At 39.4% G+C, this 25,525-nt stretch carries 25 protein-coding genes and 2 tRNA genes; 9 read left to right on the top strand and 18 right to left on the bottom strand.

All coding sequences use genetic code 11. The features are described from left to right. Positions 1–115: 115 nt before the first annotated feature. Positions 116–1,012, bottom strand: a complete 897-nt coding sequence (locus AC1D0K_RS02525; protein WP_477393045.1) for a helix-turn-helix domain-containing protein — start codon at positions 1,010–1,012, stop codon at positions 116–118. Between the two features lie 173 nt (positions 1,013–1,185). Between AC1D0K_RS02525 and AC1D0K_RS02520 the strand changes: the two genes are divergently transcribed. From AC1D0K_RS02520 to AC1D0K_RS02505, 4 genes are all read left to right on the top strand, one after another. Further along, on the top strand, positions 1,186–1,929 hold the full coding sequence (locus AC1D0K_RS02520; RefSeq protein WP_477393043.1) for an SDR family oxidoreductase: 744 nt from the start codon (positions 1,186–1,188) through the stop codon (positions 1,927–1,929). An 86-nt stretch (positions 1,930–2,015) separates the two neighbouring features. Beyond that, positions 2,016–2,723 (top strand): carboxymuconolactone decarboxylase family protein, encoded by a 708-nt coding sequence (locus AC1D0K_RS02515; protein WP_295720139.1) that lies wholly within the window; start codon positions 2,016–2,018, stop codon positions 2,721–2,723. Between the two features lie 17 nt (positions 2,724–2,740). Then, positions 2,741–4,123, top strand: coding sequence for a xanthine dehydrogenase family protein molybdopterin-binding subunit (locus tag AC1D0K_RS02510; RefSeq protein WP_477393041.1), 1,383 nt, complete (start codon positions 2,741–2,743; stop codon positions 4,121–4,123). Between the two features lie 62 nt (positions 4,124–4,185). Further along, on the top strand, positions 4,186–4,896 hold the full coding sequence (locus AC1D0K_RS02505; protein ID WP_477393039.1) for a molybdopterin cofactor-binding domain-containing protein: 711 nt from the start codon (positions 4,186–4,188) through the stop codon (positions 4,894–4,896). Positions 4,897–5,127: 231 nt separating this feature from the next. Here AC1D0K_RS02505 and AC1D0K_RS02500 read toward each other — a convergent pair whose 3' ends face one another. The 15 genes from AC1D0K_RS02500 to AC1D0K_RS02430 form a co-directional block, all read right to left on the bottom strand. Further along, positions 5,128–5,772 carry an START domain-containing protein gene (locus AC1D0K_RS02500; RefSeq protein ID WP_477393037.1) on the bottom strand — a complete coding sequence of 215 codons (645 nt, stop codon included), beginning with the start codon at positions 5,770–5,772 and terminating at the stop codon, positions 5,128–5,130. A gap of 21 nt (positions 5,773–5,793) precedes the next feature. Further along, positions 5,794–6,444 (bottom strand): TetR/AcrR family transcriptional regulator, encoded by a 651-nt coding sequence (locus tag AC1D0K_RS02495; RefSeq protein WP_477393035.1) that lies wholly within the window; start codon positions 6,442–6,444, stop codon positions 5,794–5,796. Between the two features lie 237 nt (positions 6,445–6,681). Beyond that, a complete protein-coding gene (locus AC1D0K_RS02490) occupies positions 6,682–6,888 on the bottom strand; it encodes a hypothetical protein (protein WP_477393033.1) in 207 nt (68 codons plus the stop codon). A gap of 100 nt (positions 6,889–6,988) precedes the next feature. Continuing rightward, on the bottom strand, positions 6,989–8,236 hold the full coding sequence (locus tag AC1D0K_RS02485; protein ID WP_477393031.1) for an NAD(P)/FAD-dependent oxidoreductase: 1,248 nt from the start codon (positions 8,234–8,236) through the stop codon (positions 6,989–6,991). A 71-nt stretch (positions 8,237–8,307) separates the two neighbouring features. After that, a complete protein-coding gene (locus AC1D0K_RS02480) occupies positions 8,308–9,639 on the bottom strand; it encodes a TolC family protein (RefSeq protein WP_477393029.1) in 1,332 nt (443 codons plus the stop codon). 23 nt (positions 9,640–9,662) lie between these two features. Further along, entirely contained in the window at positions 9,663–12,752 is a 3,090-nt protein-coding gene (locus AC1D0K_RS02475; RefSeq protein WP_477393027.1) for an efflux RND transporter permease subunit, read from the bottom strand. Between the two features lie 7 nt (positions 12,753–12,759). After that, positions 12,760–13,818: an efflux RND transporter periplasmic adaptor subunit gene (locus tag AC1D0K_RS02470; RefSeq protein ID WP_477393025.1), complete on the bottom strand. Its 1,059-nt coding sequence runs from the start codon at positions 13,816–13,818 to the stop codon at positions 12,760–12,762. 14 nt (positions 13,819–13,832) lie between these two features. Further along, a complete protein-coding gene (locus AC1D0K_RS02465; RefSeq protein ID WP_477393023.1) occupies positions 13,833–14,240 on the bottom strand; it encodes a hypothetical protein in 408 nt (135 codons plus the stop codon). Between the two features lie 323 nt (positions 14,241–14,563). Then, positions 14,564–15,124 carry a Crp/Fnr family transcriptional regulator gene (locus tag AC1D0K_RS02460; RefSeq protein ID WP_477393021.1) on the bottom strand — a complete coding sequence of 187 codons (561 nt, stop codon included), beginning with the start codon at positions 15,122–15,124 and terminating at the stop codon, positions 14,564–14,566. Positions 15,125–15,635: 511 nt separating this feature from the next. Continuing rightward, positions 15,636–15,722 (bottom strand) — tRNA-Ser (locus AC1D0K_RS02455). Between the two features lie 99 nt (positions 15,723–15,821). Next, entirely contained in the window at positions 15,822–16,802 is a 981-nt protein-coding gene (locus AC1D0K_RS02450; RefSeq protein ID WP_477393019.1) for a YihY/virulence factor BrkB family protein, read from the bottom strand. Between the two features lie 10 nt (positions 16,803–16,812). After that, a complete protein-coding gene (locus AC1D0K_RS02445) occupies positions 16,813–17,220 on the bottom strand; it encodes an acyl-CoA thioesterase (RefSeq protein ID WP_477393017.1) in 408 nt (135 codons plus the stop codon). After that, positions 17,220–18,272: an endolytic transglycosylase MltG gene (gene mltG / locus AC1D0K_RS02440; protein WP_477393015.1), complete on the bottom strand. Its 1,053-nt coding sequence runs from the start codon at positions 18,270–18,272 to the stop codon at positions 17,220–17,222. Before mltG ends, AC1D0K_RS02445 begins: the two co-directional genes overlap by 1 nt. Before the next feature lie 22 nt (positions 18,273–18,294). Beyond that, positions 18,295–18,600 (bottom strand): rhodanese-like domain-containing protein, encoded by a 306-nt coding sequence (locus AC1D0K_RS02435; protein WP_477393013.1) that lies wholly within the window; start codon positions 18,598–18,600, stop codon positions 18,295–18,297. Further along, positions 18,581–19,372, bottom strand: coding sequence for a PASTA domain-containing protein (locus AC1D0K_RS02430; RefSeq protein ID WP_477393011.1), 792 nt, complete (start codon positions 19,370–19,372; stop codon positions 18,581–18,583). The genes AC1D0K_RS02435 and AC1D0K_RS02430 overlap by 20 nt, the downstream gene beginning before the upstream one ends. Positions 19,373–19,601: 229 nt before the next feature. Between AC1D0K_RS02430 and AC1D0K_RS02425 the strand changes: the two genes are divergently transcribed. From AC1D0K_RS02425 to AC1D0K_RS02415, 3 genes are all read left to right on the top strand, one after another. Next, positions 19,602–20,579, top strand: a complete 978-nt coding sequence (locus AC1D0K_RS02425) for a D-alanine--D-alanine ligase (RefSeq protein ID WP_477393009.1) — start codon at positions 19,602–19,604, stop codon at positions 20,577–20,579. 115 nt (positions 20,580–20,694) lie between these two features. Then, positions 20,695–21,330 carry an ABC transporter ATP-binding protein gene (locus AC1D0K_RS02420; RefSeq protein ID WP_477393007.1) on the top strand — a complete coding sequence of 212 codons (636 nt, stop codon included), beginning with the start codon at positions 20,695–20,697 and terminating at the stop codon, positions 21,328–21,330. Beyond that, complete coding sequence (locus tag AC1D0K_RS02415) at positions 21,330–22,448, top strand: hypothetical protein (RefSeq protein ID WP_477393005.1); 1,119 nt, start codon at positions 21,330–21,332, stop codon at positions 22,446–22,448. The genes AC1D0K_RS02420 and AC1D0K_RS02415 overlap by 1 nt, the downstream gene beginning before the upstream one ends. 100 nt (positions 22,449–22,548) lie before the next feature. Here the strand turns inward: AC1D0K_RS02415 and AC1D0K_RS02410 are convergent, their stop codons facing one another. Beyond that, positions 22,549–22,956: an acyl-CoA thioesterase gene (locus AC1D0K_RS02410; RefSeq protein WP_477393003.1), complete on the bottom strand. Its 408-nt coding sequence runs from the start codon at positions 22,954–22,956 to the stop codon at positions 22,549–22,551. 673 nt (positions 22,957–23,629) lie between these two features. Between AC1D0K_RS02410 and AC1D0K_RS02405 the strand changes: the two genes are divergently transcribed. Continuing rightward, complete coding sequence (locus AC1D0K_RS02405) at positions 23,630–24,502, top strand: ice-binding family protein (RefSeq protein WP_477393001.1); 873 nt, start codon at positions 23,630–23,632, stop codon at positions 24,500–24,502. Positions 24,503–24,768: 266 nt separating this feature from the next. On the opposite strand, the gene AC1D0K_RS02400 is transcribed toward AC1D0K_RS02405, so the two are convergent. Then, positions 24,769–24,842, bottom strand: a tRNA-Pro gene (locus tag AC1D0K_RS02400). Between the two features lie 214 nt (positions 24,843–25,056). Between AC1D0K_RS02400 and AC1D0K_RS02395 the strand changes: the two genes are divergently transcribed. Next, a complete protein-coding gene (locus AC1D0K_RS02395) occupies positions 25,057–25,506 on the top strand; it encodes a hypothetical protein (protein ID WP_477392999.1) in 450 nt (149 codons plus the stop codon). The last annotated feature ends 19 nt before the right edge of the window (positions 25,507–25,525 follow it).

The raw sequence follows: 25,525 nt of genomic DNA, 5'->3' as shown, positions 1-25,525 counted from the left end.
GTGATCTTTAGCCATCACCTGCCCAAAGGCCCTATGATTGGAATATCCCCGGCAGGTTGAATATGTTATTTAGCACTTTTATGTTAAAGAGTGAATTGATTGCTATGAACCGCAATCAATTCAAAGTTCGGTATTCATTTGGTGTATAGCCCACGCGTTGTTTAAATAAACGACTGAAATGCTGAGGGTATTTAAATCCCAGTTCAAAAGCAATTTCATTGATGGTTTTGTTGGGATCAAAAATCTTATTCTTGGCCACGTCCATGATCTTTAATTGAATAAATTCCAATGCGGTTTTTCCGGTTTCTTTTTTAATAAGGTCGCCAAAGTAGTTTGCAGATAAACCCAATTTTTCTGCGCAATAGGCTACATTCGGAAGGCCCATGTCTTGTGCCTTGCCCGATTGAAAATACTCGTTCAGTAAGCTTTCAAAACGTTCAATAATTCCTCTGTGCACGATGTCGCGGGTGAGGAACTGGCGGTCATAAAAACGAATACAATAATCAAGAAATAGTTCAATGTTCGATGCAATCAGTTTCTTGGTATGTTTGTCATAGCCATGCTTTAACTCAAATGAAATTTTTGAGAAGCAATCTAAAACAATCTGTCGTTCCTGTTCTGATATATGGAGCGCTTCATGCACATCATATGAGAAAAAGGAATAATCACTCATGTGGCGCCCAAGGGAAGTTCCGAGGATCAGATCAGGATGAAATACCAAGGCAAGCCCCTGCGGCTGATAAAACATCTCGGGGTTGTTTTCTCCTATAGCCTGGCCCGGCGCCAAAAAGATAAGCGTACCTTCCTGGTAGTCATAATTTTTAAGTCCGTATCTTAGATCACCGCACCGGATCTGCTTCAAAAAAACTGTATAAAAACCATAGCACAACCTGCGGGATGCTCTGGGGGCTGCCTTTGAAAGATCGACTACACTAACAAGCGGGTTCAGCGTTTCCTGATTGTTGAAAGCATTATACTCAGCAACAGTATCAAATTTCAGCATATCATCCATATCAAAACTTTAAAACAATGAATCAAATTTACCTGATCATTAGAGTATTACCTATTGTAATCTTATAAATCGGTGAATTTGGTAGTCTTTTCAGTAATCTGTATACCAAATGAGGAAAAAATCATCAGGAACTTTGTATCAGTTAAAAACATAGAAAGGTTAAATTTATTTAAATGAAAAATATAGAAGGAAAAGTAGTTGTTATCACAGGTGCAAGTAGTGGCTTAGGTGAAGCTACTGCCAAAATGTTATCTGCCGAAGGCGCGACCGTAGTACTTGGTGCACGCCGGGCCGACCGCATTGATGCCTTAGCAAATGAAATTAATAATAAGGGCGGCCGGGCTATGGCCTTAGCAACTGATGTTAAAGATGCAGCACAGGTCAAGAAACTCGTTGATACCACAGTGGAAAAATACGGACGCATTGATGTGATCATCAATAATGCTGGCCTGATGCCCCATTCTCCACTGGAACGATTGAAGATTGATGACTGGGATCAGATGATCGATGTGAATTTAAAAGGCGTATTGTATGGTATTGCTGCTGCGTTGCCCTACATGAAAGCGCAAAAATCAGGACAGATCATTAACGTTTCATCTGTAGCCGGGCACAAGGTAAATCCGGGTGGTGCTGTTTATTCGGCAACAAAAACAGCGGTTCGTGTTATTTCCGAAGGCTTGCGTCAGGAAGTTAAACCTTACAATATCCGTACAACAATCATTTCACCAGGTGCTGTTGCAACGGAGTTGTCCGACAGTGTAACCGAGCCTGATGTAGCAGCAGGCATTAAACAGTTCTATGATGCTTTCGCCATTCCTGCGGATTCATTTGCAAGATGTGTTGTATTTGCTATGAGCCAGCCTGAAGAAGTGGATATCAACGAGATTCTGTTCCGACCAACCAGCCAAGCAGGTTAAGGGGGACGAAAAGGATGCCATTTTCACACGAGAGCTTACGCCCCTAAACGATAGCATCAACCTAATCAATAAAACAAATCAGACTTATGAAAAAAACAATCTTGCTCCTTTTAATATTGATAAGCTTGAATAAGGTGAAAGCACAAACAAATATAATATTGAATAACAAACAGAAAAGTATCGTTGCTATCTCAGCACTTACAGCAAAGGGTAACCTTACTGGCCTGAAGAATGCCATGAATGATGGACTGGATGCCGGGATGACGGTGAATGAGATCAAAGAGATAATGATACACCTGTATGCCTATTGCGGTTTCCCGCGCAGTCTTAACGGCATCAACACATTTATTGCGGTATTGAACGAAAGGAAAGCGAAAGGCGTCAATGACCCTGAAGGAACTGCCCCTCTTATTGCGCCACCCGCTGCCGACAAATATGCATCTGGTAAAAAAATATTAGAACGGCTCACCGGTCGTCCCGAAATCGAGCCCAAAAGAGGTTATGCGGCGTTTTTACCGGCTATTGATACCTTACTAAAAGAGCACCTTTTTGCAGATGTTTTTGGACGTGGCGTACTTACCGATCAGGAACGTGAATTAACTACGGTTTCTGCGCTGGTTAGCCTTGGCGGGGTCGATTCCCAGTTATCCGGGCATTTGTCAATCGCCATGCACACCGGCTTAACTGAACCGCAGCTTAAAGAAATGCTGGCTATACAGGAAATTAAAATAGGCAAAACGGAAGCCGATGCCGGTAGGGCAGTATTGACAAGCGTGACCACAAGGAGGCAATAAACCTAAATGATAAAACGATGAACGAAATATCAAGACGTCATTTTATAAAGAGCACAAGTACCTTTGGGGTGGCTTTATGGCTTGGCCTTACGGCAAAAGGTGAAACAAGTAAGGTTTCGGCAATAGCTGTAGCCAAAAACTTTACGCCTTTTATACTCATCGAACCTAATGGGCAGATTACCCTATTTAACACTAAGCCCGAAATGGGGCAGGGTACTTTTCAATCCATACCCGCGTTGATCGCTGAAGAATTTGAAGTTTCGCTTGATCAGGTCATTATAAAAAATACCGGCGGGGAAAAGGAATTTGGGAATGGCCAGCGCGCCGGGGGCAGCACTTCTGTGCGTGGCAGCTACAACGAAATGAGGAAAGTAGGCGCCGCAGCCAAAGCGGTTTTTATTACTGCAGCGAGTACCAAATGGCAAGTAAATGAAGCTGACTGCTATGCGGAGAATGGCAAGATATTTCACCGGCTTACGCAAAGATCAACGGCCTATGGCGATTTGCTTGAAGAAGCGTCAAAGATAGAACTGCCTAAAGATCCTAAACTTAAAGACCCTAAAGATTTTAAAATTATAGGGAAACAAGCTCATCGCCCGGATGTACCTATGAAAACAAATGGCTCTGCGATATTCGGTATAGATGTTCAAGTACCGGATATGGTTTATGCAACTGTGGAGCGATGCCCCGTTATCGGTGGAACATTAAAAAGCTTCGATGCAAGCGAGGCGCTAAAAATGTCAGGCGTTATCAAAGTAGATAAAGTAGAGCGGATTGTAGGCATCTATAGTTTTATTGGTGTGGCAGTTATCGCTAATTCATACTGGACGGCGATGCAGGCTCGTAAAAAACTAAAGATTGAATGGGATACCAAAGGTTTTGAAACTTATAACTCGGCCGATTACGATCAATATTTATGGAAACACGCCGATGAAGAAGGCATGATAGATAAGAATATCGGGGCAATAGACGCCGTTAAAACCTCCGCTCAAAATACGATTGATGCGAATTATGAAACACCTGTAATAGCCCACCATACACTTGAACCCATGGTTTGCGTGGCACAGGTCACCGGAGATAAAGTAGAGATATGGTCATCCAACCAGGTTCCTAATCTAATAACAGGCTCTGGCGACAATGATGTACCTGCGCTTACCGGTTTTAAGCCAGATAATGTAAAGTACCACAATATGTTTATTGGTGGTGGTTACGGCAGGCGCCTGTACTACGATTATATTGTAGAAGCCGTAAACGTAGCCAAACTGGTTGATCGGCCGGTTAAAACGTTGTGGTCGCGAGAAGATTGTACAAGGCAAGGTGCATGGCGAATGATGACCTTTTCCAAAATGAGTGGAACTCTTGGTGAAGATGGCAAATTGCTGGCTTCCGGCACAAAGTGATCGGGCCTAATTTTCACGAGTCCCTATTCAAAACTTTTAATAAGACCAGGCTCGATGGGAGTATGGTGGAGGGTATAGGCGCCCAGGACTACGAGATACCTAACCTCAAAACATCTTATGTTAAAACAGACTCCCATATTCCCGGAGCAGCATTTCGGTCAGTGGTCAGTTCAACGATTTGCTTTCCCCATGAGTCCTTTGTAGATGAAATGGCCTATAAGGCCGGGAAAGACCCCATGGAATTTCGTTTAAATATGGTTGCGCCCTCCTCGGATACTTATAAGCTGTTACAAAAATTAAAGGAACTATCAAATTGGGATAAGCCGTTACCGGTGGATAAAGGCAGGGGAGTAGCCCAGTGGAAATTTTTTGGCTGCCAACTGGGATATGTAGTAGAAGTGACCTACAACGCTGTAAGCAAATCAATTAAAATTGACAGGGTTATCGCCCTCATTGATCTGGGTATTGTGGTAAACCCAGACAACGTAAAAAACCAGGTGGAGGGTGCTGTGATAATGGCACTTTCTGCTGCCACTAAACCCCGTATAACTTTTAAGAATGGCGTAGTAGAGCAAAGTAATTTTTACGATAATCCGGTGCCGCGTATAAATGAAGCTCCACCTGTAGAGGTGCATATACTGGCCGATGGCGGCAGGATAAAGGGTGTTGGAGAACCGGGGATTCCTCCCTTTGCGCCTGCATTAGCTAATGCCATTTTTGCGGCAACAGGTAAGCGTCTGCGAAAAATGCCTTTTGATTTGAAGATTGGCTGATTGATGAAAGAATGCTATTTTAGATTATAAAGACAACGGCCACGGATTATCCAGATATAGACGCTTATGACTTTAAAGCCTCCAAATAGAACCATCTCCATTTAATGGGAGATGGTTTTTTATTTTCAAGTTTGGTTTCCTTAAGAATGACGATTTTTCGATGAAAAGAATAAAGTTTAGGGGCCTATTCTAATACTGCAATGTTATTAAATTGCATTGGCAAAAAATCAGCTAATTTTCAATAGATGCAATAACAACGTTTTGATATGCCGGCTTTCGCAATTGTATTTTCAGGCTCTTGAAAAATTTTAATGGGCCTTCTGTTGCAAACATATTGACCAGCCATGCCGGCACGGAGCCTCCCGGATCTACATGTATCATATACTCAACTTTTAACTGATCAGCCCCGACTGGCGTAATTATCCATTTTCCGCTGGAATTAACAACCCTGACAATGCTCTTTTTTACCGGGACAAAACCCGGCACAGTGGGACCCTCAACAGTAACCACTTTAGTATCCGGATTTTGAGTAATGATTAAATGAGCAACAAAATCCCGGTTCTCGGCGGGCCAGGGTAAACTGATTTCCGAGTAATAGTAAAGTTCCGTCGATGATACTTGTTTTAGCAGTACACAAGATTTTGTATGATATTCCCAATCAGGGCTTGTCTTCACATCCATTAATAAGGCCACCAACTGGGATGCAGTCGCGTTTAAATAGCATCCCACCCTTACAGCTTTGATCTTTGAATCAGGCACTATGCTGGTGTATACTCTTATTCCGTCCTTTTCAGTACTAAGTTTCCAATCACTCTGTCCGAATGCAAGATTCAGCTTCAATATGAGAAGAAACGATATGTATATAAATTTATCCATAGAATGAATGATTTCACTTGTTTAATGGTCCCAAAAAGGCCGGTCTTCATAATTACTTAAAAACATAATGTCGCGCTGGTTCTTATATGCGCTTACAACATCCATTCCGATTGTGGTTACTATTCCACTTATCAGGCAGGCAAATAACTCATCTGCTGGTTTCCTTTTAAGATGAGTAGGGGGAAATGCCGCGGGATTTGATATGATGGCTAAGCTTTCGAGAAAAAACCTCGTTATTATATCAATATCAAAATCCTTGCGATACAAACCTGTTTTTACGCCACGTTCTATATTTGCTTTAACGGTTTGATGAATGAACTGGGTTTTGTGTCCTTTAAATTTTTCATAAGCCAATTCATGATTTTTTTTCAGGTCGTAAACGATTGCAGGGTTTAAAATAATGTAAAGCTCCATTGCGTATACCAACAAGAAATACAACTCAATAATGGCGTCATCACTTTTTTCAACAAGAATTTTACATCGAAAGATGTTTTCATCTATTGCCGTATCTACAAATGTCTCTACCAACGAATCTTTATTGGAGTAAAATTGATAAATTGTTTTTTTACTGATCCTTAGATCAGATGCAATATCATCCATACTAATGCAACGAATGCCGTAACGGCTAAAAAGAGTATGCACTTTGTCGGCTATTTTTTTTGGGATGTCCATTGGTTGGAAATGTTGGCTTTAATAAAAAACTGAATTAACATGGTTGAAAGCTGGCATTACTTCATTTGACTTTAGCATTCATATATCATCGATAACACTTTTGGATTGATCTCGTGGTTATACCACTTAAAATGCGCCTGGCTTGCAAAAGGAAACATAGATTGTTAATGTGAGATATCCTTTGCCTGACCACCGCTTACAGCAGTTATGAAGCTATTCGAGCGCTGTAATCAATTATTAAAATACTATCTGAGAAATATAAACAACAGGTTCGAAGCCAGGCGATATAAAAATATGCGATTGATCCGGATTGATTTTACTTTCGATATCAAGCAGCTCATTATTGTACCTTCCAGATCTCCTTTTATCACCTACCGAAAGGTAGATGATAATGATTATGCAGATGAACATAATGGTATGTGTAAATTCAAATATTGTTTCCATGATTTTTTTGTTTAGCCTGTCTATATCGCTGTAAAAAAAAGATTTAACATTTCTTAAAGAAAGCAACCAAACTGCAAGATTCAGTTAAATCTAATTTCATTCACTTTTTGGGCCGGATGATTAATCTTAAGGTGGGGTCATTTGTTATCAAACTCCAGAACCAATTGCAGGCCAGTTTAGCTTTGTTGCCGAACCCCACAATTGGGATGATATGAACAAATAACCAAACAAACCAAGCTGGCAATCCTTTAAAAAAGGTCTTCGGTAAATCAACTACAGCCTTGTATTTCGAGATAATAGCCATACTTCCTTTGTTTTTATATTTGAATGCTTTTAATGCCTGCCCGGATTGTAATAGCTTAAGATTTAAAGCGAGATGAATCCCTTGCTGAATAGCAACCTGTGCAAGTTGCGGGTGCCCGTTCGGATAATCCACATCTGTTGTTTGAAGGCATTGATCTCCGATTGCGAAAATATTTTGTGTGCCCTTTACCCTGTTAAATTCATCAACTATAATTCGCTTGCCCCGGCCCGTAGATGTGTCAGGAAGCCCGGGCGCTTGTCGCGCGATAACGCCAGATGTCCAAACCAACGTTGCGGCGGGGATGCATTCTCCTGTGGAAAGGCAAATATCTCCATCAATATAGTCCTTGACGGCGGTATTTAATTTTATCTGCACACCTAATTTATTTAATACCTTATAAGCCTCTGCCTGCGATTTTGCGCTCATCGGACCGAGCAAGGCATTTCCTGAACTAATTAAATAAATATTGGCGTTGGTGTTTTTAAGCTCAGGGTAATCTTTATTAACAAGTGAATGAATCATTTCTGCCAACATGCCGGAAACTTCCACACCTGTTGGCCCACCTCCGGAAATAACAATATTCTGCAGTTTTACCTTATCGACCGGGTCATTTGTTCTCACAGCTTTCTCGGCATTCAACAATAAATGGTTACGAAGATGAATTGCATCATCAATGGTCTTCATGGGCAAGGCATGCCTTTTTATATTCTCCAAACCAAAATAATTGGTCTCAGTTCCCATTGCAAGTATTAAACAGTCATAATATAAATCGCCATCCGACGTCTCAATTTTGTTGCTTGATGCTACAATGTTTTTCAATTCACCGAGGTGAAAACGAAGGTTTTCTTTGTATTGGAACATTCTCCTAAACGGGTAACTTATATTCGATGCTTCGATAAAAGCCGTAGACACCTGGTAAAGCAGCGGTGGAAAAAGGTGATAATTATTCTTATCGACAAGCGTAATATCAATTAATTGGTTTCCGGCAAGTTGATTTGCGAGATTGAGACCCGCAAATCCTCCTCCAATGATTATTATTTTCATATGATTTTCTTTTTTAAAACTCCTTTAGCGGAGCGTTTTCTATCTTTAGGATGATACTTTTTTATTCCGACCTATTGGCCTATCAGGATTTGCAGATCAGAAACTGCCATCAAATAAGACAACTGTGCGGCATACCTATCAGCCTCGGATTTTGCCAGGAAAGACTTTGTATTGAGTAAATCAGTTTTTACATTAAGACCGGCAACCTGCCTATTTTCTTGTATTTTTAGTTCCTCCTTTTGGTAGGAAACCACCTTTTGCGCCACTGTGATCAGCGCCCGTGACTGATTAATTTTCCTGTAAGCCTTTTCGATATTATTATTTACCTGCTGTTGGGTATTAAGAATCCTTTCTTCAGATTGCTTTAGCTGAAATTGTCTCTGTTTTACTACCTTTTTGTTTGAAAAAATATCCTGCAGGTTCCACTTCAGATTCACCCCTATATATGGGTTACTGGAAGGTACTATAGCACTTCCGAATACATAAGAATAGCCGCCAATCAAACCGATATCCGGTATATTACTTTGCCTGGCTGCTTTTATTCCCAATAAAGCTTTCGATTTGTTCAGGTTAGCTATTTGCAGGTCGGCGTTTGAATTAGATGCTACGTTCTTATACTCCTCCGAACCATTTACCTGTTGAATAGCCGGCTCAATCTCTGTAAGCTTCAATGAACCCGCATTTACACCGGTTACGTTAATCAGATCGCCTATATAATCCTGAATCTGTATGTTTATCTTTAAGACGTTTTGTTCTTCGTCGGCGATATTAGCCTGCAATCCTGCTTTATCTGCATGGGTTGTTTTACCGGCTAATAGAGCATTTTCAACATCTGTATATTTTGACCTAGCTAAGGCCAGCTTTACCTCCGCTTCATCCAGTTGTTTTTGTAAAATCAACGTTCCGTAATAAAGCTTTACTATGACCTGCTTTATTTGCAACGACGTTTTGAATTTTTCCTTTTCGGTTAATATCTCGTCCGTCTTGTCTGCTTTCAGTAAAGTGCTGATTTTGGCCTGCTGGGTGATGGGCTGATAAACCGATAATCCGGCGCCATAATTTTCGTGTTTACCTACATTAAAACTTCGGTCGGTGTTAGGAAACGACGCATTATTTGTTTCCCCAAGCGTGCCTTTAGGAATCGTGATTTCTCCCAAATTGAAAACGTGTTGATAGTTACCATTCAGGGTAGGTGCGGGATACCTCTTGATTTCATCTTCTTTAGTTTTCTCCTGCTTTTCTTTAATTTCCCACTGTTTTATTGCTAATACGTGGTTATTCTTTAATGCAGAATCTTGTAATTGTTGCAATGAATATGATTCCACGTTTTGTGCGTGCAACAAGCTGCTGCGGCATAAAAAAGTAATGGATAGCAGTAAAAGACATTTTATGTATTTTTTCATTTTACGTTGGCTTTAAATTTTTTTTAATTGATTGGTTTTGGCTTTATCCAGGAAATATATAGTACAGGAACAGAGATTAATGCCATAACCATGCTCCATACCACGCCAAAGGCCAGTACACTTGCAAGAGGCGCCCACATGGCGGATCCTGATATGATCATGGGTAATACACCAATTGCTGCTGCCATAGCAGTAAGGAAGATGGGCCTTAAGCGCCTTTTTCCTGATTCTATAGCCGCTGCTTTTAAATCGAGTCCGTGCTTCATTAATTCATGGGTATGGTCAACCAGGATGATTGCATTACGTACTACAATTCCCGAAAGTGCTATCAAACCAATAAAAGATGTGAAACTGAAGTAGTTTCCGGTGAGATAGAGGCCCATGATGGCGCCAAACAAACTTAGCGGTATTGTAAGCATCACTATTGCCGCCTCTTTGAGATCGCGGAATTGGAAAAGAAGGATAAAAAATATCAGCACAAGGCTCACCAGCAATGCCGTAATTAATTGACCTAATGCCTCTTTTTTGTTAAAATCTTCACCGCCGTAGTCGATGCGATAGCCGTTGGGCAGGTGTAGTTTAGCAATCTCAGGCTGTATAGCCGCTAATAATTCTGACGGAAGAACATCCTGTGTCGTTTCGCTTTGCACGGTAAGCGTCCTCACACCGTTGCGGTGCATAATGCGGCCGGTCTGCCAGCGAGGCGTCAAATCAGCAATTTGCCTTAGCGGAACATTAGCGCCGGTAACAGGGGATCTCAAATAAATATTCTGAAGATCATTAGTGGTCTGCCTGTTTTTTTCATCCAGTCGAAATACAATATTTACCGGATTATTGCCTTCATACATAGTAGAAATAGCGGCCCCGCTAAATCCGGTGTACACTGATTGAGAGATACCGGTAGTAGTATAACCCAGGCGGCTGGCTTCTTCTTTTAATTTTATCCCTATTCCATAATAATCTTCTGCAAAGTCGCTTCTCACAAAACGACTGCCTTTTGCTTTTTTAATAATATCACTTACTTGTGTTGCAATAGATTTCAGATGATCGATATCCTCCCCGATAATTCTAACCTCTACCGGTGCTTTGAGCGATGAGCCCTGTTGCATCAATTTAACATACGTTGTGCCCTCCGGTATTAATTTATCCACTTTGCCGCTTAATTCCTCGGCGAGCTCGTCAGTAGACTTTTCTGTGGTGGTGTTAATCAGTATCTGTGCATAATTATTTGTGGGAAATTCCGGAGAGAAATTATAATAGAACCTCGGAGAGGCAGTACCCGAAAATGTTGCATAAGACACTACTCTTTTGTCATTTTTCAACAATGCTTGCACTCTTAAAATCGCCTCATGAGTCTTTTCCAATTTTGTGCCGGTCGGCATCCATAGTTCTACAACAAACTGACTCCTTTCTGCCGCGGGGAAAAATTGCTGCCTTATTCCTTTTGAAAACAGTAGCAATGCAAATGCAATAGGCACTAAACTGCTCAGGATAGTTATTCTTGGATGATTGACACACCAATCTAAAAGCTTGTTGTACCCATTCTGCATTAAATCCAGCAATGATTTTCTTTCTTTCTTCTCGGTTGTTTCTTTTGTGTCCGCTTCGGGAGCATCGGTTTTCTGGTGCAGCCCTTTTTTGATAAAGGTGAAACAAAGCATAGGGGTTAATACCATGGCTACTAAAAATGAAGAGGCAAGGGCAACTGCTACTGTTATAGGCAATGTAAAAATAAATTCACCCACAGTTCCCCGCAACAAAATCATCGGCATAAATGAAGCAATGATTGTAACTGTTGCAGCAAGTACCGGTATTACCAAATCATTGGCGCTTCTCCATGCTGCGGTCGCTCTGTCAATACCTTCATCTAATAGTTCTACATAATTATCAGCAATTACGATGGCATCATCCACTACCATTCCTAAAACGAGGATTAGCGCAGCCAGGGAAACCTGGTGCAATTCGATCCCCAATGCATGCATTATGGCATAGGTTACCGCAACGGTCATAGGGATTGCCATAGCTGCAACAGTAGCTATACGTAAGGGCAAAAGCAATACAACTACAACGATCACTGATACGATGGCCAAAAAGAATTCCCGAATGAAATGTGATATGTTTTCGTCAACCACCTGGGGCTGATTAACAACGGTTGTGATTTTGATATTGGATGGAATTACTTTCCTGGCTTCTTCGATCTTGCCGGTAACTTCTTTACCAAATTTCACGATGTTATTACCTTCCTGCATTTGAACAGAGAGCATAATGGCTTTGTTGCCATTAACTGTGATGATATTTTCCGGGTCAGCATAATCCCTCGTTAAAGTGGCGACATCGCCGAGCTTTGCTACAGAGCCTGACTGGGATGTGCCAACGATTTGATTGGATAGCTCTGTTTCAGTATTATAGTAACCATTAGTATAAAGCGGCGTTTTACTGTTGCTTGTTTTAACCTCGCCGGTTGGATTAATGCTATTTTGAGATTGCAGGAGTTGCACCACTTGTTGTGCGTTAACTCCATATTGTGACATTTTTTCTGAGTTGGATGACACTACAATTTCCTCTTGCTGCTCGCCTATACGCTTTATTTTTGAAGCAGCGGGTATAGTCCGCAGATAGTCTTCCAATCTTTGGGCATAATGTTTTAATTCCTGGTAGCTGGCACTGTTGCTTTCCAGTCCGATAACCAGAGCTTCAGTGTCGCCAAAATCCGAGTTTACAACAGGCCCTTTAACACCTTCCGGTAAATCAATTTGCCTGGAGACTAAAAGCTGGTGGCGAAGTTTACTCCAAAATATATCGGGTTGCTTTACACTCTCGGTGAGCTCCACATTGACTACCACCACGCCATCCTTTGTAGTAGAATATGTTTTTGATTTATCTACCTCTTCATATTGAAAAAGATATTGTTCCAGTTTTTTTGTAACCTGGTCTTCTACCTGTGCAGAGTTAGCTCCGGGGAAAAATGCAATGACTAAACCCTGGCGGATGGTAATTTTAGGATCCTCCCTGCGTGGCATATTCAAAAGAGAATTTACACCAACCGCAAAAAGCAACAGTAATACCGACAATGTGACGTGCTTATACTTGAGCGATGCTTTTATGATATTCATTATAGTTTTATTTATTGGTTATAGAAATTGATGAACCATCAGACAATCTTTTCTGGCCGCTGGTAACCACAACTTCACCATCAGTAAGTCCAGAAATTATCTCAATTTTGTTATTAAATAGGTCACCCAGGCTTACCCGGCGCTTAAACACTTTGTTTTGCTGTTTGTCCAACACAAAAACAAAACTCTGATTTGACAAATCCTGTTGAATGCATTCCGCAGGAAGTAAGATCACCTGCTTTTTTTCTGTGGTAGCAATTTTTGCCTCGGCAATCATTCCTGGCCGGATGAGTGATCCTGGGTTATCCAGTTCAATCTTAATGGTGAACGCTCTTGAGGTGGCGTCAGCTGCTGAGCCAACTTCAATTACTTTTCCCGTGAATATTTTATCGAGTGATGAAATATTAATTTTGCTGATTTGTCCGATCTTTATTTCATGCAATTCGCCTTCAGGGACGTAGGCCAAAACCTTTACCTTTTTGATATCTGCTATAACAAATAGTGGTATGCCAACGCCGACGATCTCGCCGATTTCGGCCTGTCTTTTGAGCAGTACGCCACTGATTGACGAATACAACCTCGTATCGGACAAATTCTTTTGCTGTAACTGTTGCTGAAGCTTTGCCTGTTGTACACTGAAGCCTATTTTGGAAAAGTCGCTTTCGCTAAGGCTACCTCTGTCATGCAATATCTTTAAGCGGTTAAATTCATCAGTTGCGGTATTGACCTGCACGTCTGCTGACCCCTTGGCAATGGAATAATTAGTTGGATCAAGACTGGCGATCAATTGCCCTTTAGAAATATTTTCCCCTTCTTTATTGGAAACATAGTTGATTTTTCCACCCACCATAAAACCAAGTTTCACAGTGGTGTTACCTTCTATATTCCCGCTTACAGATACTTCTTTAGCGATTATATCAGCATGAACAACCTCTGTTCTTACCGCTAAACCTATAGGCGTGTCATCAGTGGCATGTTTATCTTTCGTATTACAGCCTGCAAGGAAAAGCAAAGAAGTAACGGCTGGGAGAATGAGGACTGGTGTTAGTTTTTTTAATCTTTTCATATTATATTGTTTTGTTATTCTGTGAAAAATTGTTTTTGAATTTGTACTTCGCTGATATCAAAAAAAATCAGGATCCTTTTTACGTTCTCAATAAATTCTTCATTGCCGGAAAGAATGAAATCCATGCGTTGCATGGTGTTTGCATTCAAGACAGCTTCAATTTCCTCGTTTGGAAATACAGAGAGATTTTCAATATCTTTTGAGAGGTAGCTTACGTATAGTTGTGTGAGAAAACGTCTCTCCAGTATTTGCAGTTCTTTTTGGAAGACGTGTTGCTTGTTTACAGAGAAATAAAGTAGCGAGACCTGCTGACAATTTAAGTCGGTTAATTTGAACTTTATGATTGGAAAGACAGATGCAATTCCAAGGTCATCTGTTATAAATATATAATGAATCCCCATTTCTTTAATATCCTTTTGCATTAATAAAAATTATAATACAAAGGACGGGAGGAAGAACGAGGCTACTTTTAAGATATCTTAAAAAATGAAAAGTGTGAGCAGATTAATTGCACGGACCTTTAATATGCTTTAAATGCGCGAATGAGGTTAGATAAAGCACAACTAAATATCCGGATGAGTGGAATAAATAACTAAATAAGATGAAAATAAACGCGAATAGAGAAAATCGCAAGAACACCACCTCGTGACGGTGCTAAATTTTTAAAAAGATATTTTATTGTTCAATGATATTTGTAAAACAACGGTTATCTTGAAATTCAATGTGTGCAGTGTATAATAAAAAATCATTTCTGGGCTCTTATCACACTTAGGGTTTGTTGGGTAATACCTAAATAGGAAGCGATATGCCCAAGCGGCACCCTCAATAAAATATTTGAATAGTTATCGGTCATAGACTTATAGCGTTGTTCTGCAGTTTGAAATTGCAACGCAAAAAGTTTGTCCGAAAATCGTTTTAAAGTCTCGATCGATACCATAAAAGCGAATTTTTTGAATGCGTCGATATTGTTAAATAAATCATCAAATTCCTTAAAGCGTATGCTCCTTAATGTAGTGTCTTCAAGAACCTCCCTGCCGTAAGGGTCTGTTTTGTTAAAATAGATACTCTCTAACGACATTGTAATGGCATTTTCATCAAAGAAGAAATGAGTGATATCTTTTCCGTCTTTGTTATAAAATGTCCGGAGCATTCCCTTCTCAACAAAATGAACTTTTTGCGACCGGTTATCCGGCTCCGTCAATATAGTCCCTTTAGGATAAAATTGCCGGTTGAAAGCGGCATCAATTGTACTACTTTCTTCCGCGGTAAGTTTTATTTTAGTATTAATATATTGGGTCAGTTCCATGTATTTTTAAATGGATATTATCTAATTGGTAATCAAATGCATTAGATAAATTTACTGAATTAAGCATTAAAAAAACAATTTTGAAACATGATTGCTACTACCAGGCAATAGGGCAAAAATCGTGTTCTATTCGACAGCTACGATGAATATTTTAACCACTCCCGCATAATTAAGGATTAATTTAACTTCACATTAAAATCCTCGGGTAAATAGCAAATAATTAAGGTTTAGGATGGGCTTTTTCCAAAAAATAACTTAATTGCCTGTCTTTATCTCAATAATTTGCAATTAATCAATATTCGAAAAATGGTAAATAATTCTGTGAGCAAGAATTAATATCCACTGGTTACAATGCTGCCAGTTTCCATGCCGGTTATTTTGAAGAGCTCCCTATTGAAGAAATCGAATCACAGTTTTCGGTCTTTGTATATTCTTTCAAAGTATCCCCTTTTTTAACTTCATAAAAAAAGCCCTCTGATTTAACAGAGAGCTTTTTTATTTAAAATTCTTGCGGAGAGCTAGGGATTCGAACCCCAGGAACCTTTCACAGTTCAACAGTTTTCAAGACTGCCGCAATCGACCACTCTGCCAGCTCTCCGGGCACAAAAGTACAAATCCGAAGCGAATTGACAAGCTGAGATAACGTTTTTTTTTCATTTTCTTAATATATGGCTTTAAGCTTTTGAATGTCAATGCCTTAATTTTTCAAAGAATCGGCTTTTTTCTGTCTAAAGCTGTTATATCGCGGTTTTATTACCCTTAAACTCCGTTTTGAGAGGTCAACGGATGCGTTTAGTTCGAATCCGATGAGCAAAATCAATGAATTTATATACATCCACAGCATTGCAACTATCACTGTGCCCAATGATCCGTACACTTTATTGTAAGATGAAAAGTTGTTGATGTAATATGAAAACCCCAATGAGGTTAAAACGGCCAAACCGGTTGCTAAAACTGATCCGGGATTTAAAAACTTCCACCGCTTCTTATGAGCAGGGGCATAACGGTAAAGACAAGCGATGGTTACAAAATAAATAATGATAATCATAACCCAGCGGAACAACATGATTGGATAGATCCAGAAATGGCTCTCTGTATCCACGTGTGATCGTATCCAGCTTATAATTGCCTGTCCGGCTATCATAATTGCTATAGCAGTTAAAAAGGCCATGCAGATGGCTATTGTAATGCCAAGGGCAACTACACGTCTTTTTACCCAACTGCGTTTATCCACAATCAGCGACGATTTATTAAATGCCTTCATCAAATTGATAACTCCATTTGTAGCAAAATAAATAGTCAGCAAAAAACCAAAAGAAAGCAATTTGCCATTTTGGTTCTTAATGATATCTATAATAGTGCCCCTAAAGGCCAGATATGCCTCTGTAGGCATTATTGATGCCAATATGCTGAGTAAGTTTCCCTGGAAATGATTTATGGGGATATAGGGTATTAACGTGCACAAAAATATAGTTGCCGGAAAAATGGCCATCATGAAACTATAAGCAAGGGAATATGCACGATTTATCAGTGAGCTTTTAGAAATCTCCGTAATAAAAAAATCAATAACCGTATATAATGGCAGTGGGCGGAAACCTGGAATTACGATAAACTTGGTCCACTCTACAATGTACTGATAAAACTTAAAGCGCAGTAAAAAACGGTGTAGCCATCTCATCTAACCAAATTTACTCAAAAAAAGGCAATAATCTATCTATAAAATCCTGTGGGGGCAAGCAAGGTCGATTGGTTTTCATGTTAATAAATACCAATAGCGTTTCGCCTGTATTGATAAGTTCACCTTTATTATTACTTAACTCATACCTGAAATGGATGCGGATTCCTGGCATTTTATCCATGATCACTTTTACGCTGATCTCCTCATCATATAAGGCTGGTTTTAAATACTTACACTTTAACTCCAATACCGGCATCATAATGCCCGATTGCTCCATACCGCTATAGGTTAAGCCCAGGCTACGCAACATTTCTACCCGGCCAACCTCATAAAATTCGGCATAATTACCGTAGTACATATAGCCCATCTGGTCGGTTTCGCCGTAACGTACCCTTATTTTGGTGGTATTCTCAAACATTACCTTTTAATGTTGCGCTGGTTAAGTGCTTCCTGAAATTTATGAGCATTCACCAAATGATCGGCCATATTGGTTGCAAAAGCATGATATCCGGAAAAATCGGCTTTGGCACACATATAAATATAATCGCTTTTTTGATAATCGAGAACGGCATTGACTGCATTGACAGAAGGCATCATAATTGGGCCAGGAGGCAATCCAGTATGCAGGTAAGTATTATATGGCGAATTATAAGAAAGGTATCTGTTAAGCACCCTCTTTATGGTAAAATCATTAAGGGCGAAGATCACGGTAGGGTCGGCTTCCAGTTTCATTCCTTTTTTAAGGCGATTAAGATATAAGCCGGCAACAGCTGGCATTTCATTATCATGTAAAGCTTCGGCATCAACAATTGAGGCTAAAACAGAAACTTCCTGTTGGGAAAGATTAAGTGCCGCGGCTTTCTGTTTACGCTCAGGTGTCCAGAATTTTTCATAGTTGGCATACATCCTTTTAAAGAATTTATCGGGCGATGTATTCCAGTATAGCTGGTAGGAGTTGGGTATAAACATGGTGTACACGTTATCGGTAGTAAAACCATATTTAGCTACATAACCCGCAGAATCAAGCAGGTTGATGATTGCCGTAGAATCTGCTTCTATTTTTTTAGATACAAAACCCGCAAACTGTTCCTTCATCCTTAGGCCATGAAATTCCAGCTGAATTGCTTCCTGTGCGCCTGATGCCAGCATGTTAATGAGTTTACGATTGCTCATTCCCTCGTGAAGGCGATATTTACCTGACTTAACGCGATGAATATAATTCATGTTTGTAGCAGCCCAGTTAAATGTTGCTGTATCTTTAACCATATCCTGCTCTTTTATGGTTTTTAAAACATCGGCATAAGTTGCGCCTGTACGTATGTACAAATACTGCTGCTTACCGGTAACATTGGGACCAAAGTATTTAAAATAATAATTTACACCTGTAAATGCCAGCAATACAATGATAACCAGTACCAGTGCTATAATGAACTTTTTTAATAATCCTGATTTTGACTTCTGTTCAGTCATGATAAATAGTTATGAATAGTAATTATTTTAATTTTTGAATGGCAATCAATCCGCCGCTTAAGTTTTTAACGTTTTGATACCCATTTTGCAGTAGAATTTTTTGCGCGGTTTCGCTTCGCAAACCAACTTTGCAGATAACGATCAACTCATCTGTTTTGTTGTAAGCCCAGTTATTTATGGTATTAACAAGAACAGAAAGCGGAATATTAGTGCCTCCTATATTAAAGGTGTGGTATTCAATAGTTTCGCGAACATCTATTAAATTTAAACCCTCCCCGTTATTTATACGGGCGAGCAGTTCCGTTGCATTAATTTGTTGGGGCTGCATCTGCTTTTGCACCTTGTGTAACCGTAATATTAATACGTGTACCTATACTGGTTTTACTTAACGAATCGGTTTTCATAGGATATTGTGCAGAAACTACAACATTGGTCGAATCTGTTATGGTTCCCTGGTAGGTAATTGTACCTATAGATAAACCTGCTCCTTTAATTGCGAAACGTGCCGCATCCAGATCAAGGTTTATTAATTCAGGGATCTCCACTTCGCTGGCGCCCTCTCCATCTCCCAAAACAAGATCAACCTTTGAGCCCTTAGGTAGTTTGAAACCCGCTTTAATAATTGCACCTCCATACCGAACTTCCAGAATCCGGTCGCGCGCAATATCTGAACGGTAGGTAGTATCACCAATTTTTAAACCATAGTTTGATAGGGTAGCAGTGGCTTCACGATAAGTACTTTGTTCCAGATCTGGCAGTGCAACAGGAGGCGCCTGTAGCGTAACCATAGTAAGGTATATTACGCGCCCTTCTTTAACGTTTGTTCCTGCATCGGGATCCTGTTCCACTATGGTGCCAGGGTCTGCATCCGCTACGTAAACAGAATCTATCTTATAGCCGAATCCTTGTTCTTTTAATAAGGCCATAGCTCTATCTATCTTTTCACCTTTCAACTTTGGTACCGGTATGCCCGATCCATGGTTGGTGTAATATCCTAAGCTGTAAAATGCTATTAAAACAATCACTATTACGGTAATAATAGCGCCTATAAGGTTATAACGGAATGATTTTGTTTTTAAGTAAGCCCCAAATTTGCTCATCAGTATATGTAAGGATAATTACAGTCAAATAAGTATCAAACATAAGGATTATTTTGGATTTGGGATGTTCAGATTCGGATTTAAGGATTTTGAAATTATGAATTTGTAATTTCAGTTTAGCATATTCAATTCTATTATTCTATTTTCGGAAATCGAAAAATAGAATCCCGGTGTGGCACAAATTGAAAATCAAAGATAAATCCGAATCTGAACATCCGAAATCCCAAATATGAAGAATATAGCCCTTTTAGCCGGCGGTTTTACCGGCGAGTACGAAGTATCTGTTAACAGCGCCAAAAATATAGCTGGTAATCTGGATGCTGAAAAATATAAAGTTTATACCATATACATAAACCGCGACAAGTGGTTTCATGAGCTTGCAAATGGAACTGTTGATGTTGATAAAAACGATTTCAGCCTTACCATAAACGATGAAAAAATTAAGTTCGATTTCGCTTTTATCACTGTCCATGGCCCCCCTGGAGAGGACGGCAAGATTCAAGGCTATTTAGATATGCTGGGCATACCGTATAATACCTGTGACGCAACAACGTCCGCCATTACCATGAATAAGGCATATACTAAAACCATTGTGAATGGCATACATGGCTTACATACAGCCCATTCTATGCGGTTGTTTGATAAGGATATGCATGACGTTGCTATTATTGCGGCTACGTTGAAATTTCCTTTATTTATTAAGCCCAATAATGGTGGCAGCAGTGTTGGTATGAGCAAGGTTTATAATGTAGCTGGTTTACCGGATGCATTGAAAAAAGCTTTTCACGAAGATCACCAGATCCTGGTAGAGGAATTTATTAAAGGCCGTGAGTTTAGTATTGGCATTGCCAGGCTGAATGGTAAAATAACCGTTCTGCCGGCTACCGAGATTCTCACAACTAAAGATTTTTTTGATTACGAGGCAAAATATACCTCCGGCGTTACCAAGGAAATAACTCCTGCCGATTTACCGGCTGAACAAAACGAGCTGATAGCCGAAATAGTGACCGAAGTATACATTCGCCTTAATTGCAGGGGTATGGTAAGGGTTGATTTTATTTTATTGGAAGGTACTAACGAGTTTTACTTTATCGAGATCAACACCACGCCGGGCCAATCTGCAAATAGCCTTATTCCACAGCAGGTAAGGGCTGCAGGAATGCACTTAGGTGAGTTTTACGGGGATTTAATTGAGGGAGCTTTATAATTGGGGAATTGGGCTGTCCAATTTTCAAATTGTTATTAAAAATTTAGAGACGCATCATGTGCGTCTTTTTTATTTTACGTGTAACAATGCCGGTTACTTTTTTATCCAATTATCAATGCTTCAGTTTATAAAATTCAAAAAGCGATACGGCGGTTTTCCCGCTCTGAAAATTGATGAACTTTCCATTAATCCGGGTATCTATTGGATAAAGGGTGTTAACGGATCGGGTAAAAGCACGTTACTAAAATCCATCGCTGGTATCTTATCTTTCGAGGGAGATATTTTGCTTGATAACAGTATCAGTATAAAAAAGCACCCGGTAGCGTACCGCAAGCTGGTAAATTTTGCTGAGGCCGAACCCGTGTTCCCGGAGTTTTTAACGGGCACCGAAATGATAGCACTGTTTGCCCAGGCCAAAGACGCACCGAAAGGGCAGGAGCAGCATTATATAGAAACCATGCAAATGCAGGCTTATGTTGGTCAACCTGTGGGTACCTACTCCAGTGGGATGCTCAAAAAACTGTCACTGGTGCTGGCTTTTATGGGTAATCCTAAATTGATTTTGCTGGATGAACCGCTTATTACCATTGATACAGCATCATTAAAGGTCCTGAACATCTGGATAGCCGAGCGTTATCATGAACAGGGCACCAGTTTTCTGCTTTCATCGCACCAACTATTGGAGCTTGATGCCCTGCCTATAGCACGTGAGCTGTTGGTTGAGGAACAAACCCTAAAATTCATTACTTAATGAAGCCGCCATTAACTACCGTGTTGTTAAAGGTATTTGCCAACGGCTTTTACCAGGTGCATGCGCCTGTATTGTTATTTGTTTTTTTTATTATGGTGGGATGCGTGCCTGGCAACACGCTCCTGAGTTACCATGAATCGTTAATGATTGCCATGTGCAGTAGCCCGGTTATGCTGATGCTGGTTTTTGGTGGATGGCTTATCTATATATTTAAAAGCTGGCATTATGTTTCTGTGCAGTTACTCAAGCCTGAAAAACACTTCCTGTTTTATAGCAGCAATGCTTTAAATCGAAATGAACAATTACAAAGCTGGTTTTATGCACAAGCTTATATTTTACTTCCAATAATCATATATGCACTGTTGACCGTAGGGGTGGGCGTTACACATCATTATTATATAATGCCTTTAGTTATATTACTGTTTATAACAGGAATGGTTTATTGCAGCGCTGTGTTATATACCAGGCAGTTAAATAACCTGATTGATGGAAGTAGCCAGTCGCTGCTATTAAAGCTAAGCAGAAGCTGGCGTAAGCCATATTTCAGTTTGTATATCTATCATGTATTTGATAGTCTTAAAATCCAGTATTTTGTAACCAAGGCTTTATCGTGGCTTATTATTACCGGTGTGTTTTATTTGTTTGCCGATGTGAAAAGTGATATGCGAGTAGCGGGTATAGCAATGCTCGCTGTAATAACGGCACACGTGGTACTGATATTTGAAGCGCGCTGTTTTGAAGAAATCCGCCTATGTTTTTCACGTAATCTGCCCTACAGTCGCTGGCAATTGTTCCTGAGTTTTGCGGGTGTTTATTTATTTTTTCTATTACCTGAATCTGTATGGTTGTTTAGCAGGTTTAGCCCCTTAATGGCGGTGGAGTTATTACTCGCCGGTTTAAGTACGGCGTTGCTATTTCACAGCATGTTATACTGGTTTGGTCTTAACATGGATAAATACCTCCAATGGATATTAGGATTATTTATTGTGCTGTTTTGGATTATCATGTTTCACCTGCTTTGGGTACTGATACCACTGAACCTTGGAGTAGGGTATTTGTTTTTCTATTTTAATTACTACAGCTATCAGGGAATGGTGAATAAAGATATTGAGTTGTAACGTTTATAAGGACGTGAACTGAATTAATGAATTGTCAGAATTTTAAAATTAGTGCAATGTAACAAGTTCAAGGAATTCCAGGGTTCAGATAAAAAGCCAACTAAACGGTATACTGCTCAATCACATCCTCCGGGATCTTAGTACCCCGACCGGTAGCCATATCTATCATCACGTAATCAAAATAACCATCGCAGGATATTTTTCCAGTGGCTTTGTTGGTTATGCTAAACTTTACGCGGCAACCTTTTTCATCTATACTTTCAATTCCGGTTTTTACAATGAAATAATCGCCCATGGTGAGGGCGCGCTTGTAATCAACATGGGCTATGCGTACCACCCAACCAAAACCACGTTCCATAAATTTTTCCATGGCCATGCCATAACAGCGTTCCATCTGGTCATAACGCGCAGCCAGCACATAATCAAAATATTTGCTGTTGTGCACATGCTGAAACATGTCTATATCGTCGGGACGTACGCGGAATTCGGTTTCGAAAGTAGAATACATAGGTAAGTTTAAATTCAAAAGTAAAAACTTCTGAACGCATTAAAACTACAACATCATGCGGAAATTCAAAAATGTATGCATTTATTATATCAAACTAATTTAAAACTGTCTTTATGTTTTACTTTAATCAAACAACATATAAAAAAGACACATAAATGTCTTATTTTAAATAGCGTATTGAATTTAATGCAATTTTAGTTCAATACCTACAGTATTTAGTGAATATCGATCATAATCAATTTAAAAGCTAAATCCCCCTCCTCATTATCTATCATAACAAATTTAATATTTTACAAACAGACGTCATTAGATTCAAGTTGGGTTTTATCTGTTGTTATTTAACCTAAAAGAAATAATGATTATGTATTTTGAAATAAAATAAACGAGAACAACTATTGATGAAATTAAATATAGAATTTATTAGTTTTTATTTCTACCAATTTTCATTATTTAAACTGGTTAACTTTTATTTAAAAAAATTTCATAATTAGATCATTTGATGGATGTTATGATTAAAAAAATCAAGAAAAAAGTAGTTTGCTTTTTTTGGCGGTAATTAACACCCCAAAAATTGCGGGCACTTGCTTTGCTATTCTGTTGTAAATGAAATCCTTATTATAAAATTTAATCTTTAACATTTTATAATATCAAAACCAGTATTAAATAACAAATCATGAGTAGAAAAAACAATTTCGCCGTAAACAGTACCCAAAAATGTAGTAGCTATTTTAAACAGCTCAACATGGTTTGGTTTTTAATGTTAGTGCTAATTGTATTTACAGCAGGATGTAAAAAGGAGAGTGCCGATGTGGCGCCAACTGCACCGCCTGAATCTTCATTATCCACAAATTTAGCAGTAGTTACAGGTACTGCAGGGCTTTTACCAATAAACCTCAGAACAGCAAACAATTTTACAATTTTAACAGAAACAGGTATCAGTACTACTGGCGTTACCTCAATTACCGGCGATATAGGATCAAGTCCTATTGCCTCTACCGCAATAACAGGATTTGGATTAATAATGGATACCAATAATCAATCCTCACATACTCCTATTGTAATCGGAAAAGTTTACGGACCCAATTATGCAGTTCCCACTCCATCTAAAATGACCACCGCAGTAAGCGACATGAAAACGGCATTTACCACTGCAAATGGAATTACCACTCCTTCACCTTTGGTTAATAAGTATGCAGGTGATATCAGTGGCAGAACTTTACCTGCGGGCTTATATAAATGGAGTACCGGAGTTTTAGTAACAAATGCCGGTGTTACTTTAAGTGGTGGGCCAAACGATGTATGGGTTTTTCAAATAGCACAAAATCTGGTTGTAAGAAATAGCGCAATCATTACTTTGGCAGGTGGCGCCCAGGCTAAGAATATTTTTTGGGTAGTTTCTGGACAAGCTACCCTTGGAACATACGCAAATTTTAAAGGAATTATCATTAGCAAAACACTAATTTCTTTAAACACAGGGGCTAAAGTTACAGGTAAACTATTTGCACAAACAGCGGTAACCCTGATTGCAAATACGGTTAAACCTTAATGAATAATTTGAATTTACAAATTGTTGCAGTATTCTAAATCGCAGACCTTTAATGTTTTACAAATAGTACATTGGTCAAGGATATAGCTATTATTAAAAACAGGCTGGTCATGAATATGATACAGCCTGTTTTTATTTTAGCCGCCAGGTATAAACTAGGCTTGCGGCTTTTTTACCTTGATAATTACAATCTTAAGAGAACGAACTAAAAATGTGGGCCTTATAAAAAAGGCTTAATGAGTTTAATCCATAAAGCCTTTTTCAAGTCGGGATGGCGGGATTCGAACCCACGACCTCCAGCACCCCATGCTGGCGCGATACCGGGCTACGCTACATCCCGAACTGTTTAAATTAAACAAATTACGATGCAAATATAATGGATAGAACAATAATTCAAAATCATTCACATGATACTTTCACCTGCAAATAGACAGTAACTATGAACAGTTTTCTACTCTAAATCGTGACGAGGATCATATCTTATTTCTTTTTTATTTTTTTTTAAATCAGTAGGTTAGATCAATAAAAGGCCATTAAATCTAAATTGTAAAACCATGAAAAAAACTATCTTAAATTTTATCATCAGTATCGTTTTACTGTTGGTAAGCACAGGTGTTTCTTTTGCCCAGACTGACAAGCCTTATACAGACGGTCCGCTTTGGCAAGTACAATTTGTACATACCAAACCAGGCATGAACAATCTTTATTTGAAAAACCTCAGTGAGGGATGGGTAAAACAAATGCGGGCAGCAAAGGAAGCCGGACTTATCCTGGATTACAAAGTTTTTTCTGCACTGCCTTCTTCAGAAAATGACTGGGACCTGATGTTGCTGTATGAGCTTAAAAATTATGCAATGCTTGATGGTTTTAGAGAAAAAATGGAGGCGCTGAGCAGAAAAGTTCTTAATGCCGACGATGACGGCTTACATGCTAAAGCTATGTTGAGAAATGATCTTAGGGTAACGCAGGGTGGTAAATTAACCCAGGAGTTGCTATTCAAATAACCTAAATACTGCGAGCCGC

It is taken from the genome of Mucilaginibacter sp. P1_A3 (genome assembly GCF_056406855.1).
The sequence above is the reverse complement of the archived record's forward strand: the minus strand, read 5'-3'. Positions and strand labels throughout refer to the sequence as shown.